We start from the raw sequence: 24,601 nt of genomic DNA, 5'->3' as shown, positions 1-24,601 counted from the left end.
TCATGAAGACCATGTGGAAACTACAGCTCACGTTCGAACCAAACCTACTGAAAAACAAATAGATTCGTTACTGAATAAGTTCAAAGTTTCCGAAGCACATGCTGGAAAATTTGGACGATTGATCATTCAAGATGCGGGTGGAAGAATGAAACCTATCAATACCTTTTCATCTGAACTACTTCGAAAAGTAAGTCATGCTAACGATTATAAAGGGATGAATTCAGACCAAGTATTTCTATCCATGTCCCAATACGCACAATTATGGATTGAAGTGCCAATCATTTATATCAAATCTGGAAATGATAGTATCCGAAAAATTATTGGTATTGATACTAAAGCTAAATACGCTCCTTTTGTTTCTTTCTTTGATGAAAAAGGCAATTATAAATTAACACCTTATTTAGATGAGGCTTATAAGGCAGCCAATCCAAATCAGTTTCAAAAAGATTTTGTGGAAACGGATAAAAAAGTCAACTTGATGGAATCAGCCTTGAGTGGTTCTATTTTGAAAATTTTCCCAATTCCGAATAATGCTAACAATAAGTGGATTTCCTTTTTAGAAGTGGGAGAATCAGGAATGAAAGGAATGGATTCTACGTACACCAAAACGGTATTGCCGTTGTATTTTGGTTCTTTGAATAATGCTTCGATTTCTAATGATTACAAAAATGCAGATGATTTATTAGAAAGTCTACATGGTTTTCAACGAAAATTTGGAGCTAATGTAATGCCTTCAGAAGATAAGGTGACCGCTGAAATTTTGTATAATAAATATGATGTATTTCAAAGATTGTCTTATTGGTATATTTATGCTTCCATTTTGATGTTGTTTTTTACTATTATGCGCATTTTCAAAGAGCGTAGAATATTAAAAATAGCTGTAAATACCATGCATGTTGTAGTAGGATTGTTGTTTGCCTTACATACAGCAGGTTTAATTGCTCGTTGGTATATTTCAGGTCACGCACCATGGAGTAATGCGTATGAATCTATTATTTATATTGCTTGGGCAACCATGTTTTTTGGTTTAGCGTTTGATATAAAATCGAAATTGACAGTTGCATCTTCTGCCTTTGTTACAGCAATGATTTTGATGGCGGCGTATATGAACTGGATTGATCCGGAAATAGCTAATTTACAACCTGTATTGAATTCGTATTGGTTGATGATTCACGTGGCGGTTATTGTAGCTAGTTATGGGCCTTTTGCTTTGGGAATGATTTTAGGTTTTGTATCCTTATTGCTTATCTTTTTTACCAATGAAAAGAATAAAGAAAAAATGGATTTGAACATTCAAGAAATCACTTATATAAACGAAATGGCTTTAACGATTGGTTTAATCATGTTAACCATTGGGAATTTCCTTGGAGGACAGTGGGCTAATGAAAGCTGGGGACGTTACTGGGGTTGGGATCCAAAAGAAACTTGGGCTTTAATTAGTATAATGGTTTATGCCTTTGTGATTCATGCTCGTTTTGTTCCTTCGTTAAGAGGGAAATGGTTTTTCAATCTAATGAGTATGTTTGCTTTTATCTCGATTTTGTTTACCTATTATGGGGTGAATTTTCACTTAGTGGGACTGCACTCGTATGCGAGCGGTGAAGCAAAATCTCTAGATTGGATTTGGTATACGATGGGAACAATTGCTTTCATAGGAGCAATTACCTATCCAAAATATAGAAAGTATTATAAGAAGTAAATACTACACCTCAAGCCCGAAAAGTTTAATTTTCGGGCTTTTTTTTTAGGAGCAAATTGTATTGTTTCCAGAACAACGATCCCTCCCGTTATTCGTTGCAATCTCTTGTATTTGCTATCGCCATACAAGAGGATTTTCACTGCTACCGGGGCTATTTACATCGCCTTATTTTCAAATCAACGAATGTGTAGTTTCGTAAAGAGAAAACATTAAGAATTAACACAAAGTCATTACGAGGAACAAAGCAATTTTATCGGATTATTTGACTAAGTATTTCATACATCCTAATTGACTCATTGTTACGTGATGGAACGCGGATGAAATGGATTAACTAGTACTTTTTGGAAACGGGTCTCGCGTGAGTGATAGGAGCAAACCGCCATAGCGGTGCGGATAGCACGACAGCACGATGCAAAGGGGCTTTGTTAAGACAAAGTAGATTAAGCCACTTTGTATCGTGGTGGCACGCCCAAATAAATTTTAATAGGCCTAATTTTTTCGGTGTTTCCAGCGATTATGAGTCCAGAAATAATATTCAGGTGCTTCGTGTATTTGTTTTTCGACTTCATGAATAAAGTCATGTGTGATTTGGAATTCAGTTGTCGTTTTTGGGTCATCAGTGATAGGGATAAAAGTAGCTTGGTAATACCCTCGTTTTACTTTTTTAACTTTGACAAAAACAACACTTAAATCATACTTACGAGCGATCATTTCGGCTCCAGTGTGTACAGGAACAGTAACACCCATAAATGGATAGAAATGAAAAATACGGTCTAATCTGGGAGATTGATCACTAGCTAAACCATACATACAAGCTGTTTTTTCTCTTTGGTTTTTAGCAATAAATGGAATTGTTTCTCTAGTTACAACTAATTCAGTTCCGTATTTAGAACGAATACCTCGTATTAAGCGATCAAAATATTTATTGTTTATTTTTTTATAAGTAGCTACACCTTTAAGACTCGTTTTATTATTTACTGTTAATAACCATTCCCAGCTGGCATAATGGGAGGCTAATAAAATAATGCTTTTTCCTGTTTTCTCGTATTCTTTAATTAATTCAATGTTGGTGATAGCAAAACGTTTGTTCATTTCTTTGGGAGACATAGTCATTGTTTTGACCATTTCAAGAAACATATCACATAGGTGTTCGTATGATTTTTTTTCAATTTTTAGACGTTCAGAAGTACTAAGATGAGGTAAGGCCAAGGCTAAATTAGTGCGTACTACTTTTTTTCTGTATCCAATGATATAATAAACAATCAGATAAATAAAATCAGATAAAAAATAAAAAAGACGAAAAGGGAGTATAGAAATAAACCAAAGAAAAGGATATGCGATAAGATATACAAGATATTGCATGCAGTATTTTTTCTTGCAAATATAAGTCAAAAATGAATAGTATATAAACATAATGAGGTACAATAGGACTCTTGAAGAATCACTATATTTACAGTTCACAATTATAAAATTTTATGAATAGTATTTTAATAGCAATCATTCTTGCGAATGTATTAATGAGTTACAAAGGGTTTAATGATGTCCAATTCTTTAGAAAACATGAATTTCATATGGGGAGTGTGCTCTCTGGTGAAAAAATTAGAATTATTTCTTCGGCTTTTTTGCATGCAGACATTGGTCACTTGGTTTTTAATATGTTGACACTTTACTTTTTTGCTCCAGTAGTGATGGGGTATTTAGGGGATGTATCTTTTATTCTTATTTATTTTGGAAGTTTGATTTTTGGAGGACTATTGACTATTTATTTTCATAGAAAAGAGTATGGTTATAGAGCAATAGGTGCTTCTGGAGCGGTAACGGGTATTTTGTATTCAGCTATTTTATTACGACCTGATATGATGTTAGGGCTGTTTTTTGTAATTCCTATTCCTGCTTATATCTTTGGAATTGTCTATTTGTTGTATTCTATTTATGGGATGAGGGCTAAAAATGATAACATTGGTCATACCGCTCATTTTGGCGGTGCAATAGGAGGATATATTTTAACGTTAGTGATACAGCCACAATTGCTTTTTGATCATATGATGATGGTGGTTTTATTGACGATTCCAATTATCGTTTTGTTTGCAATGGCTAAAATGGGGAAACTATAATGGCATAACTTTTGAAAACATTAAATCATATAACAACTTAATAAATTAATTAAAATGAAAAAAATAATATTGATTATTGGAATGCTTTTTATGTCATTATCACAAGCACAGGAAATGAAACCTATTCCTCAAATTAGCGTTTCAGGTGAAGGGAAGATAAAAGTAATTCCAGACGAAGCCCTTATTTCTGCAACAGTTGAAACTAAAGGGACAAATGCTAAAGACGTAAAAAAACAAAATGATATACAAGTTGAAGCGGTATTAAAACTCATTAAAAAAATGAATTTGAATCCTGCTGATTATAAAACACAACGTGTAGCTTTGAATCCGCAATACGACTACGAAAAAAAGAAACACAATTATAATGCGACTCAAACTATTGAAATCCTGTTGAAAGATTTATCTAAGTACGATGAATTAATGGAAGGATTAGTTGATAACGGTATTAATCGCATCGATAATGTTGTTTTTCAATCTTCAAAAATGGATCAATACCAGTCTGATGCTAGAAAATTAGCTATGAAGAATGCTAAATTAAAAGCCGAAGATTATTTGTCAGGAATGGGACAAAAAATAGGTAAAGCATTAAGTATTACTGATAATTCTCAAAATTACCATCCTCAACCTGTTTATGCACGTATGAAAACAATGGCAATGAGTGATGAATCAGCACCAAGAGAAACACTTGCTGCAGGTGAAATTGATATTGTTGCAAATGTAAGTGTGAGTTTTATTCTGGAATAATTAAAAGTATAAATGATAAAGAGGTGAAACATATCAATGTCTCACCTCTTTTTTATTAGATGATTTTTTTAATCACTCGGAGTTTGTGTGTATGTCTATTGGTCTCAGGATTATAGATTCCTAAATGATCAATTCGGTCGATTCTAACTTTTCCACTGGCATGGATAATGTAGTTATTCTCCATAATAATTCCTACATGGGTAATGTTTCCTTCTTCGTTGTCAAAAAAAGCTAAATCACCAGGTTCACTCTCTTCAATGAAACTCAAAGCTTCTCCTTGTGTGGCTTGTTGTGAAGCATCTCTAAGAAGTTTGTAGCCATTAAGTTTGTATACCATTTGTGTAAAACCAGAACAATCAATACCAAAAGGTGTTTTTCCTCCCCAAAGATAGGGTGCATTTAAAAATAAATAAGCAGTATTAATGAGGTTAGATTTGTTTTTTACTCCATTTGCTTTGTTCCCTTCAAATTCATAGCCGCTAGTATTGATTTCATTGTTATATAGGAATGAAAGACTTGCGGCTAATGGAATTGGAATTAATAAATTCGTTGTTGTAGTTACATATTCAATCAAATCAGCATTTAGAATAACGGTATCGTTTGAAAGTTGGTTGTAATTATTTTCAGAGATAAGTTGGCATTGTTTTGAATCAATCCATCCTTCATAACCATCATATTGCATTTGGATACGAAACCATTGTTTTTGTTGTTCTAAAACTTTAAAATGCTCACCAAATAAAACTTGGGAAACAATTTCACTTCTATCCGACGGCTCAAACCGAAGGGGGATTATAGCCAGATTACAAATTCCGAACATTTATGGTCATTTATGAGTTGAGTTATATGTATTTCCTATAAAAATAAGATTTTCAAATAACATATTATTTAAGCATTTTCAATTACAATTGCGGATGCGCCACCGCCACCATTACAAATGGCTGCTGCACCAATTGTACCTTTATTTTGTTTTAATACATTGATTAAGGTGACTAAAATTCGAGCACCAGAACATCCTAATGGATGTCCTAATGAAACAGCTCCTCCATTTACATTTACTTTAGTAGAATCAATTTCTAAGATTTTAGTATTGGCTAAACCTACTACGGCAAAGGCTTCATTAAATTCAAAAAAATCGACTTCATTCAATGTGATTCCAGCTTTATCTAAGGCTTTAGGTAATGCTTTTGAGGGACTTGTTGTAAACCATTTTGGTTCTTGAGAAGCATCGGCATATCCTCTTATAAAAGCCAAAGGTTTTAGTCCTAGGGCTTTTGCTTTTTCTTCAGACATTAAGATTAAGGCAGCAGCGCCATCATTAATAGTTGAGGAATTGGCAGCTGTAACTGTTCCGTCTTTGCTAAAAGCAGGATTTAAAATAGGAATTTTTTCAAGAATAACATTCGTGAATTCTTCGTCAGTGTCTATAATTACAGGAGCTCCTTTTCGTTGTTTGACGATGACAGGAACGACTTCATTGCTGAATTTTCCAGTGTTCCATGCATTTGCTGAACGAGTATAGGATTCTATAGCGTAAGCATCTTGAACTTCTCTACTTAGTTGATATTCTGAAGCACACAAATCAGCGCAAACGCCCATGGCTTGATGATCATAAGCATCGCTTAGACCGTCTTTTTGCATGCCGTCAATGAGTGTAGTTGATCCAAATTTAGTTCCAGAACGTAAATAACTATAATGTGGAATCATACTCATGTTCTCCATTCCACCTGCAACTACAATCTCCGCATCACCGCAAGCTATGGCTTGAGCGGCTAACATGACTGCTTTCATTCCTGAGGCGCACACTTTATTTACTGTTGTGCAAGTTATAGTGTCAGGTAAGCCTGCAAAACGTGCTGCTTGCTTTGCGGGTGCTTGTCCAGAACCAGCTTGAACGACTTGCCCCATATAAACTTCATCAATTAAATTTGCGTCTAATTGAATAGCATCCAATGCTCCTTTTATAGCAATGGCGCCAAGTTCAGGTGCTGGAGTGGTAGATAAACCTCCCATAAATTGACCAATAGGAGTTCTAACAGCAGAAACGATAACAATTTTTTTGCTCATAGCAGTAAAATGATTAGTTAGCTTAGCAAATTTAATCTTTTTTGAACACTTTTTAGATTTTGAATTTAGGAATCTAGTAAATAGAAAATTTAATACTATTTTTTCAATGCTATATGTTTGATTGTGAACTGTTTTTAATAAAATATTAAAAAACTGTAAAAAAAAGCGTCAAAATAGTTGTGAATAACGGGATGATGTCTTAGATTTGCAACCGCAAAACGAGACACGTTCTCTGAGCTTGGAGGGGTGCCAGAGTGGTAATGGAGCAGTTTGCTAAACTGTCATCGAGTGATCGGTGCCAGGGTTCGAGTCCCTGTCCCTCCGCATTATTTTTAAGTTTCAATGTTAGTATTTGAATCTTGAAAAAGAAAAGCATAAAAAACCGGAATAAAATATTTTCGGGGTGTAGCGTAGCCCGGTTATCGCGCCTGCTTTGGGAGCAGGAGGCCGCAGGTTCGAATCCTGCCACCCCGACAAACTTTTTCATAAGTTGTAAAAGAAATGGACGCATAGCTCAGCTGGATAGAGCACCTGCCTTCTAAGCAGGCGGTCGAAGGTTCGAATCCTTCTGCGTTCACTTTAAAAATCAAGCCTTTACAGAAATGTAAAGGCTTTTTTTATGCCTTGTGATGAACATTTGACGAACATTATAGGATCAATCCTAAAACCTGTGGATTAATAAAAATTAAGCATATATATTTGTTAGTCTAAAAAGGAAAAACTCAATATTTCTAACACCTCAAAATTGATATCTAAAAGCTTTTATTTTGGCATTGAAAGGTATTACTATTTTAGAGTCTGTCACTAAGCTTTCAATCTATTGATTTCTTTTAAAAAGCGCACACTCCTGTATTAGCCGAGTCCCGTCGGCTACTGAATTTCAATCTCTAAAACGATTTATTAGTATCTTCGTTAAACCATCATTTGTGAGCGATGTGTAGATATACCAGATGGCCACGTAGAATATATTGAATTGTTGTTTCCTCAAAGAATCCTTTGAAATTAATTTATTGGTCTCAAATAATTATTGAAATTATGTATTTTATTGCATTTAGCTTTAGCTTCTGAAAATTTTAGCCACTGATTAAAAAGATTAATCAGTGGCTAAAGTTTTAATTTTCAGACTTTCAGTTCATAGCCAAACCTATGAACTGAAAGTCTATAGGTTTGGTTAAACGACATTCCTTGAGTATTGAATTAATCTCTTTTAAATGTAGATGAAGTATCTCTTCTCTTTTTTATAGGAAGTTAACAGCTTGATAAGATCAATAAAGGAAACTTGCATTTGTAATTTATTTTAAATTAAAATATCGAAATTTAATATTTGCTCTATTACTTTTTGACTTGCTCTCTTTTTAATATAATACTATTGTAAAGCGTTTATCTTTTTAAACTAAAGTGCCCTTTGTGTTCTCTTTCGGGTACATATAATTTAATAGTGTACCAATAATCATCAGCAGGAAGTGGAGCTCCATTAAATGTCCCATCCCATCCATCACTTGATGGAGTCATTTGTTTTAATAATTTACCATATCTATCGTATATGTAGATTAATGAATTTGCGTTCTGAATTGGTATCCCTTTAAAGTTCCAGCGATCATTATATCCATCATTATTAGGAGTAAAGAATTTTGGAGCACCAATAACATATACTGTAGTTTGTATAGGTGGTCCGCATCCATTTATATCTTTTACAGAAACTTCATAAATGCCAGGTGATACATTGTTGAAATAATTTGATTTTTGGAAATAACTACTATCTGCATTAATACTATATTCATAATCACCATTTCCAGTAACATTTATTGTGATGGAATTGGATTCGGCTAAATCTTTTATTACAATTGGAGTTAATGTGAATTTAGGAGCTTCAGAAGAAATAACTTCCATTTTTCGTTCACTTGAACAGAAGTCATTAGGAGCTGTAAAATTTACTATTACTGTATAAATTCCTTTCGATGTTGCATTGTAAGTTGATGAAATAGCACCTGATATCTCTATTTCGTCTTTAAACCATTTATAACTAAAGTCAGATTCACTAGCTCCTGGTTGTAGTCCTGCATTTAGTGTAACATAAGCAGTAGGATCGTCGGAACAAATTAAATATGGTTTTCCATTTAAATTAGTGTCGATTTCAGGTTTTGGGTTTACTACAAATGAAATTGTTGTAGGTGGTGAAGTACAAGTAGGATTTTGTGAATTTTCTACTATTGCAGTTATGTCTTGGGTACCTGAATTAAAAGGGTTTGGAAGAGGACTTGGTAGAATAAAACCATTTTGATCTTTATAAATCACTTTCATTATAGTGGTATCTTGACTTCCTAATAAGATCGAATTAAAATCGGTGGTATCAAATGCATATTTTCCATCTTGTAGAAGAGGGTTTGTTTCATCATCACAAACAGCCGTCCCAGGAGGAGTTGCAGCTATATATGGAGTTTCATCTACTGTGAATTCAATTTTAACAAGATCGGCAGCACACATTAAGCTTGTGTTATTTGTTACTATTGCTGTAATAATTTGTGTTCTTGTTTTAAATGAAGCTGGGAATGGACTAGTGATTAGATTTCCAAGTTCATCTGTTAAAGGATTTCCAGTAGCATTATAGTAAGTTATAGTTAAATTAGCTGGATTTTGACTACCTATTAAAGTAGATTCTAGAGATGAAGTATTAAATGTAGCTGAATTAGGTAGGGTAGGATCTATTTCTTCGTTACATAATCTCCCAATTACCACTGGATAAGTATTTGGTAATGCTTCTACATCTAAAATAGTAAATGGGTTTGGTATTGAAGAGCAAGAAACTCCATTAGCAATTCCAGTCACTTTGATCCAAATATTTTGCTGGTTAGGTGTTGTATTTCTATAAGCAGTAATGTTAGTTATAGGGGTATTTGACAAAGCATCAGCCTCATCTTTGTAAAAATCTATATTGTAATTGATTCCAATAGGCGAAGTCGGTAATTGTGATCTTATATCAGTTTCTGCGCTGGTTAAATTAAAGGTTGCAATTCCATCATAATTACTATTGAGTGTTCCTGAATTATCGTCACATTCAGTAATAGTGAAGTTGTAAACTACAGGTAATTCTGTGCCAATTACGATCAAGGCTATTTCGGATACAGCTGAAGGGCAACCAATAGTGTTTTCTATTCTAGCCCAAACAGAGCTATTAAAAGCAGTAGTATTTTGGTAAGTTGTTGGGTTTGAAATTAAGCCCGTTGCTCCTCCAGTTTGTGCTTCTAAAAGAGAAGTGTAATAGCTTAAGGTAACTAAGCTTTCGGATGTAATGTCTGATTCTTTAGTTGTTAAATTAAATACTGTAATTCCGTCTAAATCATCATCGCATATTACATAATCAACATTAGGTTTATATGTAATTCCATTACTTACATTTAAAGTAACAACATTTGACGTCACCTTACTACAAATGTTATCTTTTGCTGTGACTATAACTTTATATTGATGCAAGTTCATTGCAGTCGTAACATTTGTTATGTTTAATATAGAAGTGGTTGCTCCGTTGTAGATATTAGCATCATCTATGATTGGAGTCCAAGTGCTACCAGTATCAGTAGAAACCTCCCATTGGTATGCATCACCGATTTTAGTGATTACTGAAATGCTAGTGTTTCCTCCACTGCAAATAGGGGTGGGGTCAGTAGGTTGATCAGCAGGTAATATTACAGCTGAATCGGCAATTGCAAAACTACTATTCGCTGGAGTCGTAGCTCCGTATTCTTGAATGTCAGTACAACCATCATCATCACTATCTAATTCACGATAATTTGATATTCCATCTCCATCTGCATCGGGATTTATACTATTAGCTAAAGCATTGGTTCCAGATTCATCTGAATCACTTACTCCGTCACCATCACTATCTGTATCTAAGTAATCAGGAATACCATCGCCATCAGTATCGACAGGAGTTAAGCCAGTACCAAATGCAATGTAAATACCATTTGCATCAACAGGGTCGCCTGGAGATATGATTATTGGAGAATTATTTTGTGCTTCAATCGTATCAAGAATACCATCATCATCACTATCTGTATCTCTTTGGTCAGGTTTTCCATCGCCATCAGAGTCTATTGGAACACAAACAGCATAAATCTTAAATGTTGATTTGTTTGTATTTGTATCCGAAAGGTTAGTATGGGTAAAAGATAATGTCTTCGTAGCATCTGATAAAAATACAAAAGATCCATTTCCAGCAGGTAATGATGCGGAACCACTTAATTTGAATCGAATTTCATTAGAGGTAAATCCATTTTGATTTGGTTCATATATACCATCAAAGTCGGTATCAATTAGTAATTGATTTAGTGGGTCTAATATAGTAACACTTTTATCAAAATCAGATTTAATTATATATTCGGCATTTGGATTCATTAAATCTGAAGCATTTGCGGAATTTACATATTCAAAGCCTAATGTTATAGGATCAGAAAATGTCATGGTATAATTTAATTTTTTTCCTTTTCCTACAGGGATTTCGGTTACAAAGCTACCATCAGTTTGCCCTATAATTGTGCTTCCTGCTGATGAAGTAATTGTTCCTGCAAACCCATTAGAATAGCCACCTACTCCTCCAGCGGTAATATTACCAGTTGTTAGGTTTGAAATATTAGCCTCTTGATTGCCGTAAGATTCGGTACAGTTTGTAATACCATCATTGTCATTGTCTTGATCAATATTGTTATTTATACCATCGTTATCATAATCTCCTGGGCATTCGCTAACGGGAACTTTAGAAGAAATAAATTCACTCGATGCGCAGATATTAATTTTTGCTACAATATGATAATTACCAGGTTCTCCTTCTACAGGGGTGTAATCAGCTGTATCTGCACCAGGATGTGTAGCGGGATCAATAGCTATGTCGTTGTTGTACCATTGAAAAGTATTGTATTTAGTACCATCAATAGATAGTTTTACATTTGGAATACAAAGTGCAGGATTTGTTATGTTTAAAGGATTAAAACTAATTATTGGCGCAGAGTCAAAACCAGAATAGTAACCACCATAAGAAGCTACATTGTTTCTTCCATAATAGGATACATATACTTGTTTTGTAGAAACAATTGTTTGATTTCCTGTTAAAACACCTGTACCACTTACTCTATACTTTTCATAATTAGGATTCCCTGTAATTGTTGTAGCCCCAGTAAGCGTAGTTCCATTTAAGGTAACGGTAGAGCCAGCTTCAGTGACGATGTTTAATGTACTGTCGTCAAAGGATTTAATACCTATAAGATCAATATTAGGTATATTATTTACTGTATTGGGAGTGGCACAATTTATCGGGGGAACAAAAAACATATTTTGGTTTGCAGCACTATTATTATATCCGCAAATACTTTGATAAGCAAACACCTTCTCAGTAGTCGTAACATATAGACTTTTATTTATAAATTGACTTCCATCAATATCAAAATACTTTACACCTGCGGTGGTTGTTAGAGGAGTTACTACTGTCCCTCCATTGATGGTTACTGTTCCAGGGTTGTTTTTGTCAAAAGGTATTAATAAAACACGCTCCAAGCTAGTAAGACCTTCTCCTTGAATAAAGATGTATTCTTTTCCTACTTTTTCTATAGGTACAATTTGATCAAAACCCACATCTTTTGCTCCCGTATTTGTTCCATTATTACCTGCAAAAGATCCACATGCAACAGCAACAGGTTTGTCTGTATGAACCAATGCACCAATTATTTTAGCACTATTTGATGGAGAACCTCCTCCAGTTAATGCTAGAATATAACTATCATCTTTATTTAATATAATTGGTTGTGTGATAGTAGAGAAGTTACTTCCGTTAGGCAGTACAGCAGCTGGATCTATGTCAGATATAGTCAGAATTGTATTGTTCTCAGTTGCAAGAACAGATACAAAGTTAACTGCTTGATTATCAACGACAGGATTGTACATTGCACCTATTCTAAAGTCTGTTCCTAATGCGTTTTCTCCTTTAGAAACAATACCTCCTGCTTGATTTCCACCATTGATTCTCATACTGACATATACTGGTTCGTCAGCTTCTACTCTATATCCTTTGTTGCTAAAACGCATATCAGGAGTTGATACAGTGTATATGAATTCACTAGAAGTTTGGTTATTTGCAATAAGATGTATGCGTGGATTTGCATTACTAACAGTTGTATTTGTAACTAAGCCACCAATTTCTATAATCTTAATATTTACTGGGCTTGTTGATGGAGTCGAAATATATAGATAATGGTCATTTACAGCACCATTTCCTGTTATTGGTGGGATGTAGTGCTTTTTGCTTAACTGTGAAAAAGAACTTATTGATAATAAAAGAAAAAAAAGGTAAAGTAGTTTTTTCATTGGTAACTTATTTATAATCCGGTTAAAAAAATGATTAGTGGTCTTACAAACAGAATTAATATTAAATTTCAATATAATATATGTTATTTATTATAATAAAAAATAATACCATGTGTTATTAAGTATATTAATTTACATGGCATTAAATAAATCTAACTTGATTTTGAGTATTCAAAATTTAAAGTGAAACAAATAATACTAATTCAGTAATATAATAAGGCAAGTAACATAAAACTGTTAAATTAAAAACTTCGATATTTACCATATTTCAGTTCTTTTTTACCACATGAATTAAAAAAATGTTAAATTATTACAGTAAATTAATCTTTCTAATGTAGTATGAGAATTTTATTAATTTAGAATTGACATGCTGTTTTGGTTTTAAAGTAAAATAGCCTTGTCAATTTTTTAATAATTGACAAGGCTATATTATTGAAATTTTTAAATATTACTTCCTTACATAAGGAGGGAGTAATTTTGAGCTAACCTCACCAAAACCGATCCTTACTTGACTGTTTTTGCAAAAGCCTTTCATAATTACCGTATCATTATCATTGATAAACTTGCGCTCTGTTCCGTCATTTAACTTAATGGGTTCTTTTCCTCCCCAAGTTATTTCTAACATAGAGCCGTAACTTTCTTTTGTAGGACCAGAAATTGTTCCGGATCCCATCATATCTCCTGAATTGACTCTACATCCATTGGATGTGTGATGTGTTAGTTGTTGATTCATAGTCCAATACATATATTTAAAATTGGATTTGCTAACAATAGTTGGTGTTTCAATACCTTCAGGTTGTATAGCTACCTCAAGATGAATATCAAAGGAATGTTTTCCTTTTTGTTGTAAATAAGGTAGTGGACTTGGATTTTGTTTTGGACTAGATGTTCTAAAAGGTTCTAAGGCATCCATTGTTACAATCCATGGAGAGATAGATGTAGCGAAATTTTTAGATAAAAAGGGACCAAGTGGTATATATTCCCATTTTTGAATATCTCTCGTGCTCCAATCATTTAATAATACCATTCCAAAAATATAATCTTCGGCTTCATTTATTGGGATTATTTCACCCATAATATTAGTATCAGTTGTAATAAAGGCTGTTTCTAATTCAAAATCAACACATCTTGCAGGACCAAATACAGGTGAATTTTCTCCATGAGGAAGTGTTTGTCCCATGGGTCTATGAACTGAGATTCCTGACGGTATAATAGTTGAACTTCTGCCATGATAGCCAATGGGCATATGTACCCAATTAGGTAATAAAGGGTTTTTTGGATCTCGTATCATCTTGCCCATATTTGTGGCATGCTCTTTACTCGAGTAAAAATCAGTATAATCTCCAATTAATACTGGAAGTTGCATTTCGACATCTAAAATATTAAATATTACAATGTCTTTATGTTTATTATTATCTCTTAATTTTGGATTGTTGTCATCAAAAATGTCTGCAATACGATTTCGTACTAATCGCCAAGTTTTTTTTCCATCTGAAATAAAATCATTTAGGGTATCTTGCATAAACATATCATCAGTTAACTCAATGCCCGAAAAATAGTTCATTTGCTGTAAAGCCCCTAAATCAATAGCGTAATCACCTATTCTAGTTCCTACAGTAACAATGTTTTCTTTAGTTAAGAAGACGCCGAAAGGAATGTTTTGAATAGGAAAATCACTGTTTTCAGGAACTGATAACCAAGATTTTCTTTTAGTATCGTTAGCGGATATTGGCATATGGAGAGTGTTTTGTTGAAAATTATTATATCAAATATATCATAATCTAGCTATTTGACAAACGTTTTTTTGTATTTTTGCCTGAAATTAACTAAATTGATAGAAATGCAACGCGACAAACAAATTTTTGACCTTATTCTTGAAGAACAAGATAGACAAATACACGGATTAGAACTTATTGCCTCTGAAAACTTTGTAAGTGACGAAGTAATCGAAGCTGCAGGTTCAGTTTTGACTAATAAATATGCCGAGGGGTATCCAGGAAAAAGATATTATGGTGGTTGCGAAGTAGTTGATATTATTGAGCAAATAGCAATTGATAGAGCAAAAGAATTGTTTGGAGCTGTTTATGCTAACGTTCAGCCACACTCTGGATCTCAGGCAAATGCTTCTGTATTTCATGCTTGTTTGCAACCAGGTGATAAAATCTTAGGATTTGATTTATCTCATGGTGGTCACTTGACTCACGGTTCGCCAGTTAACTTCTCAGGACGTGTTTACAACCCAGTTTTTTATGGTGTTGAAAAAGAAACAGGTCGTTTGAACTACGATAAAATACAAGAAATAGCTACTAAAGAGCAACCTAAATTAATCATTGCAGGAGCTTCGGCTTACTCTCGTGATATGGATTTTGAACGTTTTAGAGTAATTGCTGATAGTGTAGGTGCTATTTTGATGGCCGATATATCTCATCCAGCAGGTCTTATTGCTAAAGGATTAATGAATGATCCAATTCCTCATTGTCATATTGTAACTACTACAACTCATAAAACTTTACGTGGACCAAGAGGTGGTTTGATTATGATGGGTAAAGATTTTGAAAACCCATGGGGATTGAAAACTCCAAAAGGTGAAATCAGAATGATGTCATCTTTATTAGATTTAGCTGTTTTTCCTGGAAATCAAGGTGGACCATTAATGCATATCATCGCTGCTAAAGCAATTGCTTTTGGTGAAGCTTTGCAAGATGAATTCTTTACGTATGCTAGACAATTGCAAAAAAATGCTAACGCTATGGCTGATGCATTTGTAAAAAGAGGATATGATATCATTTCTGGAGGTACTGATAACCACATGATGTTGATTGACTTAAGAAATAAAGGGATTTCTGGAAAAGAAGCTGAAAATGCTTTGGTAAAAGCGGAAATCACAGTAAATAAAAATATGGTTCCATTTGATGACAAATCACCATTTGTAACTTCTGGTATTCGAGTAGGAACTGCTGCGATCACCACTCGTGGATTAGTAGAAGAAGATATGGAAACTATCGTTGCATTGATAGATAAAGTATTAACTAATCATACTAACGAAGATGTTATCGAGGAAGTAGCGGAAGAAGTAAACGAAATGATGAGCGAAAGAGCGATTTTCGTTTTTTAAATATTTAGGTTTAAAAGTTTAAAGTTTAAGGTTTAAAGTTCTGTGACAGTATATGTTGTCACAGAATGAACCTTAAACTTTTTTTTTGGAAACTTTAAACATGAAATAACTTTAAACTTTAAACAAAAAATCATGGGCGTATTACGATTACAATTACCAACCGACCCAAGATGGGTAAATATAGTTGAGAAAAACATTGAAGAAATTCTAACAGATCATGCATGGTGTGAACAAAAAGCTGCTACTAATGCAATTACTATTATCACTCATAATTCTGAATATCAAGATTTAGTCAAAGATTTATTGGCTTTGGCCAAAGAAGAAATTGAACATTTTGAAATGGTACATAACATCATCATCAAACGTGGATTAAAGTTAGGACGAGAGCGCAAAGATGATTATGTGAATGAATTGTATTTGTATATGAAACGTAGTAATGATGGAAGTAGGGTTTCAGGATTAGTAGAACGATTGTTGTTTTCGGCTATGATTGAAGCGAGAAGTTGTGAGCGTTTCAAAGTGTTATCTGAAAATATTAAAGATGAAGAATTGTCTCTTTTTTATAGAGAATTGATGGAAAGCGAAGCGGGACATTATACCACTTTTATTACTTACGCTAGAAAGTATGGTAAAGGTATTGATGTAGAAAAACGTTGGAGGGAATGGTTGGCCTTCGAAGAATCTGTCATTGCTAATTACGGTAAAGGGGAGACTATCCACGGGTAGTTTGATTATTCACAGAGGTTTTTTAACATATAAGCCATATAAGTTTTTTAACCAAATGCTTTTTTTCTAACCATTTAAGAAAGTAAAGAGCATTTAAGTATGGACTAGTCCAATGTTTTACGATGAAACAACTTTGATTAATTTTTAATTTCTGTAATCTGTGTTTTAAAAAAAATACTCTGAGTTGGAAACATATATATTTTAAGTTTTTATAGACAAAGCTTATATATTCTTAAATTTCTTACATGTTTTAAAAAAGCTATATCGTGAAAATAACTGCAACTCTTAAATCATATCTTCCGGTTTAACCCATAAGTCAAATTCTTCTTCGGTTAAATAGCCTAAACGAATGGCTTCTTCTTTAAGTGTGGTGCCGTTTTTGTGGGCTGTTTGTGCTATTTCGGCGGCTTTATAGTATCCAATTTTAGGATTTAAAGCGGTTACTAGCATTAAAGAGTTGTTTACTAATTCTTTGATGCGTTTGTAATTAGGTTCGATTCCTTGAGCGCAATGAATATCGAAAGAATGACATGCATCTCCTAAAAGTTGTGCTGATTGCAAAAAGTTGGCTGCTATCAATGGTTTAAAAACATTGAGTTCGTATTGTCCTTGCATGCCACCAACGGAAATAGCCACATCATTTCCTATTACTTGTGCGCAAACCATGGTTAAAGCTTCGCACTGTGTTGGATTTACTTTACCTGGCATAATGGAAGAACCAGGTTCGTTTTCAGGAATTAAGATTTCACCAATTCCTGATCGAGGTCCTGAAGCTAGCATTCGGATATCATTAGCAATTTTATTCAAAGAAACCGCTAGTTGTTTCAATGCCCCATGAGATTCGACTAAGGCATCATGTGCGGCTAATGCTTCAAATTTATTTTCGGCAGTGATGAAGGGATGTCCTGTAAATTCACTAATATATTCGGCTACTTTTTCGGAATAACCTTTAGGGGTATTTAATCCAGTTCCTACGGCTGTTCCGCCTAAAGCAATTTCGGATAAGTGTGATAGTGTATTTTTTAATGCTTTTAATCCATGATTCAATTGAGATGCATACCCTGAAAGTTCTTGTCCTAAAGTAAGGGGAGTAGCATCCATAAGATGGGTTCTACCAATTTTTACTACATCTTTAAATTTATTGGCTTTGTCTTGAAGTGTATTTTTTAATTGTTCTATGGTTGGAATCGTGTGTTCGACTACTTTTTTATATGCTGCAATGTGCATGGCTGTAGGGAAGGTGTCATTCGAGGATTGAGATTGATTAACATCATCATTGGCTTTGATGAAAGGAGCATCTACACCAATAGAAAGCCCTTGAATTATTTGTGCTCTATTCGCAATAACCTCATTTACATTCATGTTACTTTGTGTACCTGAGCCTGTTTGCCAAATTACTAAAGGAAATTGGTCGTCTAATTTTCCAGCTAAGATTTCATCACAAACTATTGCAATTGCATTTCTTTTTTCAATAGATAAAACCTCTAAATCGTAATTGGTATAGGCAGCAGCTTTTTTTAAATAGGCAAACCCCATAATAATATCCTTTGGCATCGAGGCGGGAATTCCAATTTTAAAATTAGTTCTAGAACGTTCGGTTTGTGCTCCCCAATATTTATCGGCTGGAACTTCAACTTCACCTATGGTATCTTTTTCAATTCTAAATTTCATAATAGATAATTTAAGAAAATGGATGGTTTATTTGGGTTAAATCTATAGTTGTATGATATTACTATTCAAAAATACGATTATTATTTTTTAATAGAATTTGATTTGGTTTTTATTGCTATAAAAAGATTTAAAACCTATATTTGTGGCTACATTCAAAAATTCCGGAAAACATGTTTGAATTTTCACAGTATTTAGGCTTTTTACTTTTTTTAACCATCCTTACATTAGGTTTTTGGTTAATGTTTTTCCTAGTTAGTTTTGTATCCTATTGGATTGGTGGAGCTACTTGGGAGGCATATAAAGAAAAAAGAAAAGCAAAGAAAGAATCACTTTAAGACTTAATTTGATTTTAATAAAAAAGGACTCGATATCGAGTCCTTTTTTTATACTGTATTATCCAGGAAAATCACTTTCACCTTCACCATTTTGCGGGCGAGACCCTTTTTCAGTTTCCCCTTTTTTCTTATTGAAACGATAAGTGAAAGAAAGGTTTATTTGTCTTTGTCTAAATTGTAAGGACGAATAAGAATCAATAACGCCGGGGATATAAGTTATGAATCTTCTTTTTCCTGAGTTGAATAGATCGTTAGCATTCAAGGAAATGGTAGCTTTGTCTTTTAATATATCCTTGCTAAAAGATATTGTTGCTATAAACATTTCTAAATATTTTCCTTGTGAGCTGTTTTTTGGGCCAAAATACATCATGTTTGTTTGCCAATCTATTTTGTAAGGTAAATTCACTTTTGACGAAAGTCTAGTAAACCAACTTAAAGCAGTACGGTCAAAATTTTGTGTTACGTCAACATTATTAATATCAGTATAAGTATAATCACCTGTAGTGGCACTTTTGAATAAATTGAAGCTATTATTGAGTCTCCACCACTTAAAAGGAGCGTAATTTAAATTGAATTCAAAACCATACCGACTTTCTTTTGCTAAGTTGATAGGGGTTGTTAGGATTACAGGGGTCTGTACAATTTGTCCGTCTACTTCAGTTTCAACGGTATCTCCATTGGGTCTTCTGATGAATTGAAAAACAGAAGTGCTATAATTGTAATAAACAGAAGAGGTTAGTGTTGCTCTTCCAATTTTTGTCATGTATGCTATTTCGTATACATCGGTAAAAGAGGGGTTCAGATCAGGGTTCCCTTGGAAGATATTTACGTTACTAGAATAATTAGAGAAAGGGTTAATGTATCTAGAGCTAGGACGTGAGATTCTTTTACTATAATTAACGGATAAACTACTTTCATCAGATAGTTCATAGGTTAAAAATGCACTTGGAAAAAAGTTATTGTATTTTTTATTATTATAATTACTAGAATTAAGTAGGTTGATGTCAATATTTGAATCTTCAAAACGAATACCCACTAAATAAGAGAACTTATTTATTTTTGAACCAAATTGTGTATAAATAGCATTTATTTTCTCTTTGTATTCTAATATGTTACTATAGTTAGGATTGGTATTTTGATTGCCACTACCATCAATTTCGCCTACTTTATAATCCGTTGTTAAGACTTTAAATTGCCCTTTGTACCCCATTTCAAACTGAGTTTTTTCACCAATAGGAAGAACATAATCTGTTTGAACTAATTGGCTAACATCTCTTCTGATACTAGTTGTGAATTCTTGAAATTTGCTAGTTGGATTATCGATAACTTGATCTGTGATTATAGAGTTGTCAATGTCTTTGTTATTTGAAGTTGAAAAATCAAAGGTTAATTTATGTCCGTCTTTTTTGAATTTTTTGGTAAAATTAGTGTTGTATTGAAAATCCTCATCATTAGAAAGTTCGTCATTATATCGGTTACGAACGTAAAAATCAGTGCCTACATAATTATTGAAATTTACGTCTTCGGGGTTATGCCCGTCTTGGTTTCTATATTTGATAGAGTTGGTCCAAGTAATAGAAGGAGTTATGAACCAATCCATTCCAAAGACTGAATTGTATCCATCTCTGTAACGGTTACGTTTGTTGACTTCATTGATTGTTTTTTCTACGGAACCATCGTCTTTAAGATAATTTGTATTGGTTGTTGTGTTTCCTGGTGAATCACTATTGTTGTAACCAATGGAGGTAAATAAATTATAGTGGTTTGTTTTGTAGTTGATATTGGTATTAAAATCAAGGTTTTTTGGATTTCCCACTGTTGCAACTACCGTACCGTTTAAACCATTGTTTTTTCCTTTTTTAAGTACGATGTTGATGATTCCAGCACCACCTTCAGCATCGTAACGGGCAGAGGGATTTGTTATTACTTCCACTTTATCTAAGGCATCTGAAGAAATACTTTTTAAAGCATCACTAATATTTGTAACATTTGCCGGTCTTCCATCAATCAAAATACGAACATTATCGTTCCCTCTAAGACTTACAGTTCCATCAGTATCTACAGCAATTGAGGGGACATTATTAAGAACATCACTAGCAGTTCCTCCTTTTACCGATAGATCTTGACTTACATTGTATATTTTTTTATCTAGTTTGATTTCGACCGCAGCTTTTTCGGCAACAATAACTACTTCGTTAAGTTGGGCAGCATCTTCAACCAGTGGAAACGTTCCTAATGAGGTATTTTCTTGTAGCAAACGTTGTTCTATTTCAATGGGTTTGAAAGAAATAAATTCCACTTTGATATTGTACATTCCTGGGGTAATTTCAATATTAAATTCCCCTTTTGCATTTGTTATTCCACCCGACAATGCTTTAGGATTTTTTGGGTTTGAGAAGGTTACCGTAGCGTATTCCAATGCTTGTTTACTATTTTTTTCGATAACAATTCCTGAGATTTTAATTTTATCTTTCATTTCAGGATTTTGTTGTGCAGTACTGCTTAGGAAACTAAGCATTATACTGAGTGAAAGAAGGAGTTTAAGTGAATGATGCATTGGTTTGTTTTTAATGTTTTGTTGCTTTTGATGTGATGTTTGTGTACTTGAATTTTGAAACCTAATTATTTAATAAAAGAATTTAATTTATCAATTTCCCTGCCAATTATTGCCTTGTTTCCTGATATAACGATAGGTCTTTCAATGAGTATAGGATGAGATGTTAAAATTTTAACAATAGCTTCATCTGTAAGGGGTTGGTTTTTATAGTTTTCAATCCAAATCTTTTCTTTTTGACGGACTAGTTCTATGGGTTTAATTTGTAATTTATTTAACAATTCTGTTAGTTCCTCTTCAGTAGGTGGAGTTTCTAAATATTTGATAATTTCATAATCGAGTTTTTTTTCTTCGATAATTGCCAAACAATTTCTTGATTTTCCGCATCTTGGATTATGGTAAATTTGTATCATAAAATAAATTTAAAGAGTAACTAAAAGGAGTAAAATTAAATAAGAAGTTTATGTTAAAAAACATTTTCGTTCCGCTATAAATAAAAATTGAAATAGTATCTTAGTGGTAAATTAAATGTGAGTAACATGTTTCTGGAACAAGGGATAAAAGTAGAAAATAATTTCGTTAAATACATAATTGGTTCTCTATTGATTATTGCTATATCGTTTATTGGACAACTCCCTTTATTAGTAGCAATATTTTACAACATTTTTGTAAATGGAAAAAAATATCCATCAGGGAATGAGGAGTTAATGCACTTATTTGAACCTAATGTGACTTTATTTTTAATATTGATCCCGTCAGTTGTAACCTTATTTGGCATTTTTTATATTATTCGAAAAGTACACCATCAAACGGTACTCTCGGTTACAACAACTAGAAAATCCGTGGATTGGAATAGAGTGTTTTTTTCTTTTTTGATATGGGCTTCTTTTACAATATTAAGCATAGTTGTGACCTATTATTTAAATCCAGAAGATTTTGAAGTTAATTTTAATTTAGGCCCTTTTTTGATATTAGTAGTCATTGGTACTGTTTTGATTCCTTTTCAAACTACTGTTGAAGAATATGTTTTTAGAGGTTATTTGATGCAAGGTTTTGCTAATTTGTCTAAAAATAAATGGTTTCCTTTAATGATGACTTCACTGATTTTTGGAATGATGCATCTCGCCAATCCTGAAGTTGTAAAAATGGGAAATATTATTTTTGTCTATTATATTGGTACGGGATTATTTCTAGGAATCATTACCTTGATGGATGAAGGAATGGAGTTGGCTTTAGGTTTTCATGCAGCCAATAATTTAATTAGTGCGATTTTAGTAACTTCCGATTGGTCTGCTTTTCAAACGCATTCCATTTTAAAGGACGTGTCAGAGCCTATGGCAGGGTTTGATATTATTATCCCCGTTTTTGTCATATATCCTATTCTTTTGTTTATTTTTAATAGAAAATACCATTGGACAAATTGGAAACAAAAATTAATTTAAAACAATCATAAATACAATTATAATGAAAGAGATTACATATAAAAATGTGCATAATCGATTTAGATTAAATGGTTCTTATTATAACCGAGAAGATTTGTGTATGGTAGGTTATAATTTAATAAAAGAAGGAGACGAATATGAAAAATCAATTGGAGATTTTATCTTGGATTGGTTTGATGATAAGTCTTATGTTGAATTGCAAACTTCTGGAACAACGGGTGTACCAAAAGTAATTAGAGCTGAAAAACAAAAAATGGTTAATTCAGCACTTGCTACAGGTGATTTTTTTGAATTGAGTCCTGGTAATAAAGTATTGTATTGCTTGCCTACTCGTTTTATTTCAGGTAAAATGATGCTTGTTAGAAGTTTTATTTTGGGACTTGATGTTCATTTTGTACAACCTACTTCAAAACCTTTAGCTAAGAATGTTGATAAATTTGATTTTGCTGCAATGGTGCCGTTGCAAGCTCAAAATTCTTTATCAGGATTGAAAAATATTAAAAAGCTTATTATTGGGGGCGCTAAAATGGGGAAATCGCTAGAAAATGAATTAAAGAAAGCTTATTCGACAAAAATATATGAAACTTATGGTATGACGGAGACAATGAGTCATATTGCTGCTAAAAGACTTGGTGATAAAGTATTCACGCTGTTGCCTTATATCCAGATTTCTAAAAATGAAAATGGCTGTTTAGTTATTGATGCCCCTCATGTTTCTGATGAAAAAATTGTTACGAATGATTTGGTAGATATTATAAATAAAAAGCAATTTGAGTTTTTAGGACGTGTGGATCACGTTGTAAATAGTGGTGGTATAAAATTGATTCCTGAATTGATTGAGGAAAAATTAGCACATTTTATTGATACTCCTTTTTTTGTAGGTGGTATTCCTGATGCTGATTTAGGCGAAAAATTGGTTTTAGTAATTGAAGGTGCTGAGAGAGAATTAAATCCTAAAATATTTGAAAATTTGGATAAATATGAAAAGCCAAAGAAGGTGTTTTTTGTTTCAAAGTTTCTGCAATCTGAGAACAGTAAAATTAAAAGAAAAGTGATTTTGTCAAGTCTTTAATTTTAGCAAATCGTTTTCATTAGTAATAATAACCTAAAAATAAATTTGGGTTATTACTAAAAAGTAAAAGAGGCTATTCTGATTAGAATAGCCTCTTTTGCTTTTGTTCAAAAAAACGAATTAATCTTGATTGATTGTTTTTCTGTATGGGAAAGAATTGAAAATATGTCTTTTAGCAAAACGTCCTGGAGATTCTGCGTTTACCATTTTTACATAAGTTGCTTTTGGTACGCTAATGAATTCATATACACTACCATTAGAGAAGTTTACAATTAATCTAGCTTCTACAAATTTATAATCTGTGATGGTAGCTGTTGTAATAGTCTCGTTATATTCAGGTAAATTAGCTTTAATTGTTTCAGGATTGATACTTACCAAAAAGTGGTATGCTTCAATAATGCTTTTACTATTTTCCTCTGCAGCTTTCAAACCAGCTTCATCACCTGAAAATTTATCAGGGTGAGATTCTTTCATCGCATTGCGATAAATAGTTTTAAGGTCTTTTAACGTTGCTGTTTTATCTACATTTAGCAGTTTGCGGTATTCAACTATTTTTTTCATAAATAAGGTAACTACTTGTCTTTTATGATGAAATCATTACTGTTTGATTTCAAAATCAACAATTTTTTGCAAAGGTACACTTTTTTTTAAGTTTTTGGTTCACTTATAAATTTTTTTAAAAAAAGAGTACAAAGTCTTTCAGTACAGTGC

General features: G+C 33.1%; 17 protein-coding genes and 3 tRNA genes. 11 read left to right on the top strand and 9 right to left on the bottom strand.

The features are described from left to right. Positions 1–1,699, top strand: a 1,699-nt coding sequence (locus tag WBQ70_RS12115) for a cytochrome c biogenesis protein (RefSeq protein ID WP_423914570.1), incomplete at its 5' end; no start/stop codon positions are given. Between the two features lie 489 nt (positions 1,700–2,188). Here the strand turns inward: WBQ70_RS12115 and WBQ70_RS12110 are convergent. Further along, positions 2,189–3,061 (bottom strand): lysophospholipid acyltransferase family protein, encoded by an 873-nt coding sequence (locus WBQ70_RS12110; protein WP_423914568.1) that lies wholly within the window; start codon positions 3,059–3,061, stop codon positions 2,189–2,191. A gap of 113 nt (positions 3,062–3,174) precedes the next feature. On the opposite strand from WBQ70_RS12110, the gene WBQ70_RS12105 reads away from it, so the two are divergent. Beyond that, a complete protein-coding gene (locus WBQ70_RS12105; protein ID WP_423914565.1) occupies positions 3,175–3,813 on the top strand; it encodes a rhomboid family intramembrane serine protease in 639 nt (212 codons plus the stop codon). Between the two features lie 54 nt (positions 3,814–3,867). Continuing rightward, positions 3,868–4,557 carry an SIMPL domain-containing protein gene (locus WBQ70_RS12100; RefSeq protein WP_423914563.1) on the top strand — a complete coding sequence of 230 codons (690 nt, stop codon included), beginning with the start codon at positions 3,868–3,870 and terminating at the stop codon, positions 4,555–4,557. A 55-nt stretch (positions 4,558–4,612) separates the two neighbouring features. Here the strand turns inward: WBQ70_RS12100 and WBQ70_RS12095 are convergent, their stop codons facing one another. Next, positions 4,613–5,374, bottom strand: coding sequence for an NlpC/P60 family protein (locus tag WBQ70_RS12095; protein WP_423914561.1), 762 nt, complete (start codon positions 5,372–5,374; stop codon positions 4,613–4,615). A gap of 68 nt (positions 5,375–5,442) precedes the next feature. Further along, positions 5,443–6,621, bottom strand: coding sequence for an acetyl-CoA C-acyltransferase (locus tag WBQ70_RS12090; protein WP_423914560.1), 1,179 nt, complete (start codon positions 6,619–6,621; stop codon positions 5,443–5,445). 240 nt (positions 6,622–6,861) lie between these two features. On the opposite strand from WBQ70_RS12090, the gene WBQ70_RS12085 reads away from it, so the two are divergent. The 3 genes from WBQ70_RS12085 (at position 6,862) to WBQ70_RS12075 (ending at position 7,198) form a co-directional block, all read left to right on the top strand. Next, positions 6,862–6,945 (top strand) — tRNA-Ser (locus WBQ70_RS12085). Positions 6,946–7,020: 75 nt separating this feature from the next. After that, positions 7,021–7,095 (top strand) — tRNA-Pro (locus WBQ70_RS12080). Between the two features lie 29 nt (positions 7,096–7,124). After that, positions 7,125–7,198, top strand: a tRNA-Arg gene (locus WBQ70_RS12075). An 803-nt stretch (positions 7,199–8,001) separates the two neighbouring features. Here WBQ70_RS12075 and WBQ70_RS12070 read toward each other — a convergent pair. Both WBQ70_RS12070 and fahA read right to left on the bottom strand, forming a co-directional pair. After that, entirely contained in the window at positions 8,002–12,975 is a 4,974-nt protein-coding gene (locus WBQ70_RS12070) for a T9SS type B sorting domain-containing protein (protein WP_423914557.1), read from the bottom strand. 448 nt (positions 12,976–13,423) lie between these two features. Continuing rightward, positions 13,424–14,710, bottom strand: coding sequence for a fumarylacetoacetase (gene fahA, locus WBQ70_RS12065; protein ID WP_423914554.1), 1,287 nt, complete (start codon positions 14,708–14,710; stop codon positions 13,424–13,426). Between the two features lie 105 nt (positions 14,711–14,815). On the opposite strand from fahA, the gene glyA reads away from it, so the two are divergent. Then, positions 14,816–16,090: a serine hydroxymethyltransferase gene (gene glyA, locus WBQ70_RS12060; RefSeq protein WP_423914551.1), complete on the top strand. Its 1,275-nt coding sequence runs from the start codon at positions 14,816–14,818 to the stop codon at positions 16,088–16,090. A 132-nt stretch (positions 16,091–16,222) separates the two neighbouring features. Next, the gene (locus WBQ70_RS12055; RefSeq protein WP_423914548.1) at positions 16,223–16,816 is read left to right on the top strand and encodes a tRNA-(ms[2]io[6]A)-hydroxylase; all 594 of its coding nucleotides are present in this window, start codon (positions 16,223–16,225) and stop codon (positions 16,814–16,816) included. A gap of 285 nt (positions 16,817–17,101) precedes the next feature. Here WBQ70_RS12055 and fumC read toward each other — a convergent pair whose 3' ends face one another. Next, complete coding sequence (gene fumC / locus WBQ70_RS12050) at positions 17,102–18,487, bottom strand: class II fumarate hydratase (protein WP_423914546.1); 1,386 nt, start codon at positions 18,485–18,487, stop codon at positions 17,102–17,104. Positions 18,488–18,657: 170 nt separating this feature from the next. On the opposite strand from fumC, the gene WBQ70_RS12045 reads away from it, so the two are divergent. Beyond that, entirely contained in the window at positions 18,658–18,822 is a 165-nt protein-coding gene (locus WBQ70_RS12045; protein WP_423914543.1) for a hypothetical protein, read from the top strand. A gap of 58 nt (positions 18,823–18,880) precedes the next feature. On the opposite strand, the gene WBQ70_RS12040 is transcribed toward WBQ70_RS12045, so the two are convergent. Beyond that, positions 18,881–21,379, bottom strand: coding sequence for a TonB-dependent receptor domain-containing protein (locus WBQ70_RS12040; protein WP_423914541.1), 2,499 nt, complete (start codon positions 21,377–21,379; stop codon positions 18,881–18,883). A 65-nt stretch (positions 21,380–21,444) separates the two neighbouring features. Continuing rightward, on the bottom strand, positions 21,445–21,789 hold the full coding sequence (gene arsC, locus WBQ70_RS12035) for an arsenate reductase (glutaredoxin) (RefSeq protein WP_423914538.1): 345 nt from the start codon (positions 21,787–21,789) through the stop codon (positions 21,445–21,447). Between the two features lie 126 nt (positions 21,790–21,915). Here arsC and WBQ70_RS12030 point away from each other — a divergent pair, with 126 nt between their 5' ends. Together WBQ70_RS12030 and WBQ70_RS12025 are read left to right on the top strand one after the other, a co-directional pair. Further along, positions 21,916–22,818, top strand: coding sequence for a lysostaphin resistance A-like protein (locus WBQ70_RS12030; protein ID WP_423914535.1), 903 nt, complete (start codon positions 21,916–21,918; stop codon positions 22,816–22,818). A 22-nt stretch (positions 22,819–22,840) separates the two neighbouring features. Beyond that, entirely contained in the window at positions 22,841–23,890 is a 1,050-nt protein-coding gene (locus WBQ70_RS12025; RefSeq protein WP_423914532.1) for an AMP-binding protein, read from the top strand. Positions 23,891–24,010: 120 nt separating this feature from the next. Here the strand turns inward: WBQ70_RS12025 and WBQ70_RS12020 are convergent, their stop codons facing one another. After that, positions 24,011–24,451, bottom strand: coding sequence for a KTSC domain-containing protein (locus WBQ70_RS12020; protein ID WP_423914530.1), 441 nt, complete (start codon positions 24,449–24,451; stop codon positions 24,011–24,013). Positions 24,452–24,601 lie beyond the last annotated feature (150 nt).

This window comes from Flavobacterium sp. (genome assembly GCF_049590715.1).
Lineage (GTDB): Bacteria > Bacteroidota > Bacteroidia > Flavobacteriales > Flavobacteriaceae > Flavobacterium.
Note: the sequence above shows the minus strand (reverse complement) of the source record. Positions and strands in the feature narration are given on the sequence as shown.

Excerpts from the sequence above, each read along its gene's own strand:
- WBQ70_RS12025 (WP_423914532.1), top strand. The coding sequence starts at position 22,841 with ATGAAAGAGATTACATATAAAAATGTGCATAATCGATTTAGATTAAAT.
- WBQ70_RS12030 (WP_423914535.1), top strand. The coding sequence starts at position 21,916 with ATGTTTCTGGAACAAGGGATAAAAGTAGAAAATAATTTCGTTAAATAC.
- WBQ70_RS12090 (WP_423914560.1), bottom strand. The coding sequence starts at position 6,621 with ATGAGCAAAAAAATTGTTATCGTTTCTGCTGTTAGAACTCCTATTGGT.
- glyA (WP_423914551.1), top strand. The coding sequence starts at position 14,816 with ATGCAACGCGACAAACAAATTTTTGACCTTATTCTTGAAGAACAAGAT.
- WBQ70_RS12105 (WP_423914565.1), top strand. The coding sequence starts at position 3,175 with ATGAATAGTATTTTAATAGCAATCATTCTTGCGAATGTATTAATGAGT.
- WBQ70_RS12110 (WP_423914568.1), bottom strand. The coding sequence starts at position 3,061 with ATGCAATATCTTGTATATCTTATCGCATATCCTTTTCTTTGGTTTATT.
- WBQ70_RS12100 (WP_423914563.1), top strand. The coding sequence starts at position 3,868 with ATGAAAAAAATAATATTGATTATTGGAATGCTTTTTATGTCATTATCA.
- WBQ70_RS12020 (WP_423914530.1), bottom strand. The coding sequence starts at position 24,451 with ATGAAAAAAATAGTTGAATACCGCAAACTGCTAAATGTAGATAAAACA.
- fahA (WP_423914554.1), bottom strand. The coding sequence starts at position 14,710 with ATGCCAATATCCGCTAACGATACTAAAAGAAAATCTTGGTTATCAGTT.
- WBQ70_RS12095 (WP_423914561.1), bottom strand. The coding sequence starts at position 5,374 with ATGTTCGGAATTTGTAATCTGGCTATAATCCCCCTTCGGTTTGAGCCG.
- WBQ70_RS12040 (WP_423914541.1), bottom strand. The coding sequence starts at position 21,379 with ATGCATCATTCACTTAAACTCCTTCTTTCACTCAGTATAATGCTTAGT.
- arsC (WP_423914538.1), bottom strand. The coding sequence starts at position 21,789 with ATGATACAAATTTACCATAATCCAAGATGCGGAAAATCAAGAAATTGT.
- WBQ70_RS12070 (WP_423914557.1), bottom strand. The coding sequence starts at position 12,975 with ATGAAAAAACTACTTTACCTTTTTTTTCTTTTATTATCAATAAGTTCT.
- WBQ70_RS12055 (WP_423914548.1), top strand. The coding sequence starts at position 16,223 with ATGGGCGTATTACGATTACAATTACCAACCGACCCAAGATGGGTAAAT.
- fumC (WP_423914546.1), bottom strand. The coding sequence starts at position 18,487 with ATGAAATTTAGAATTGAAAAAGATACCATAGGTGAAGTTGAAGTTCCA.
- WBQ70_RS12045 (WP_423914543.1), top strand. The coding sequence starts at position 18,658 with ATGTTTGAATTTTCACAGTATTTAGGCTTTTTACTTTTTTTAACCATC.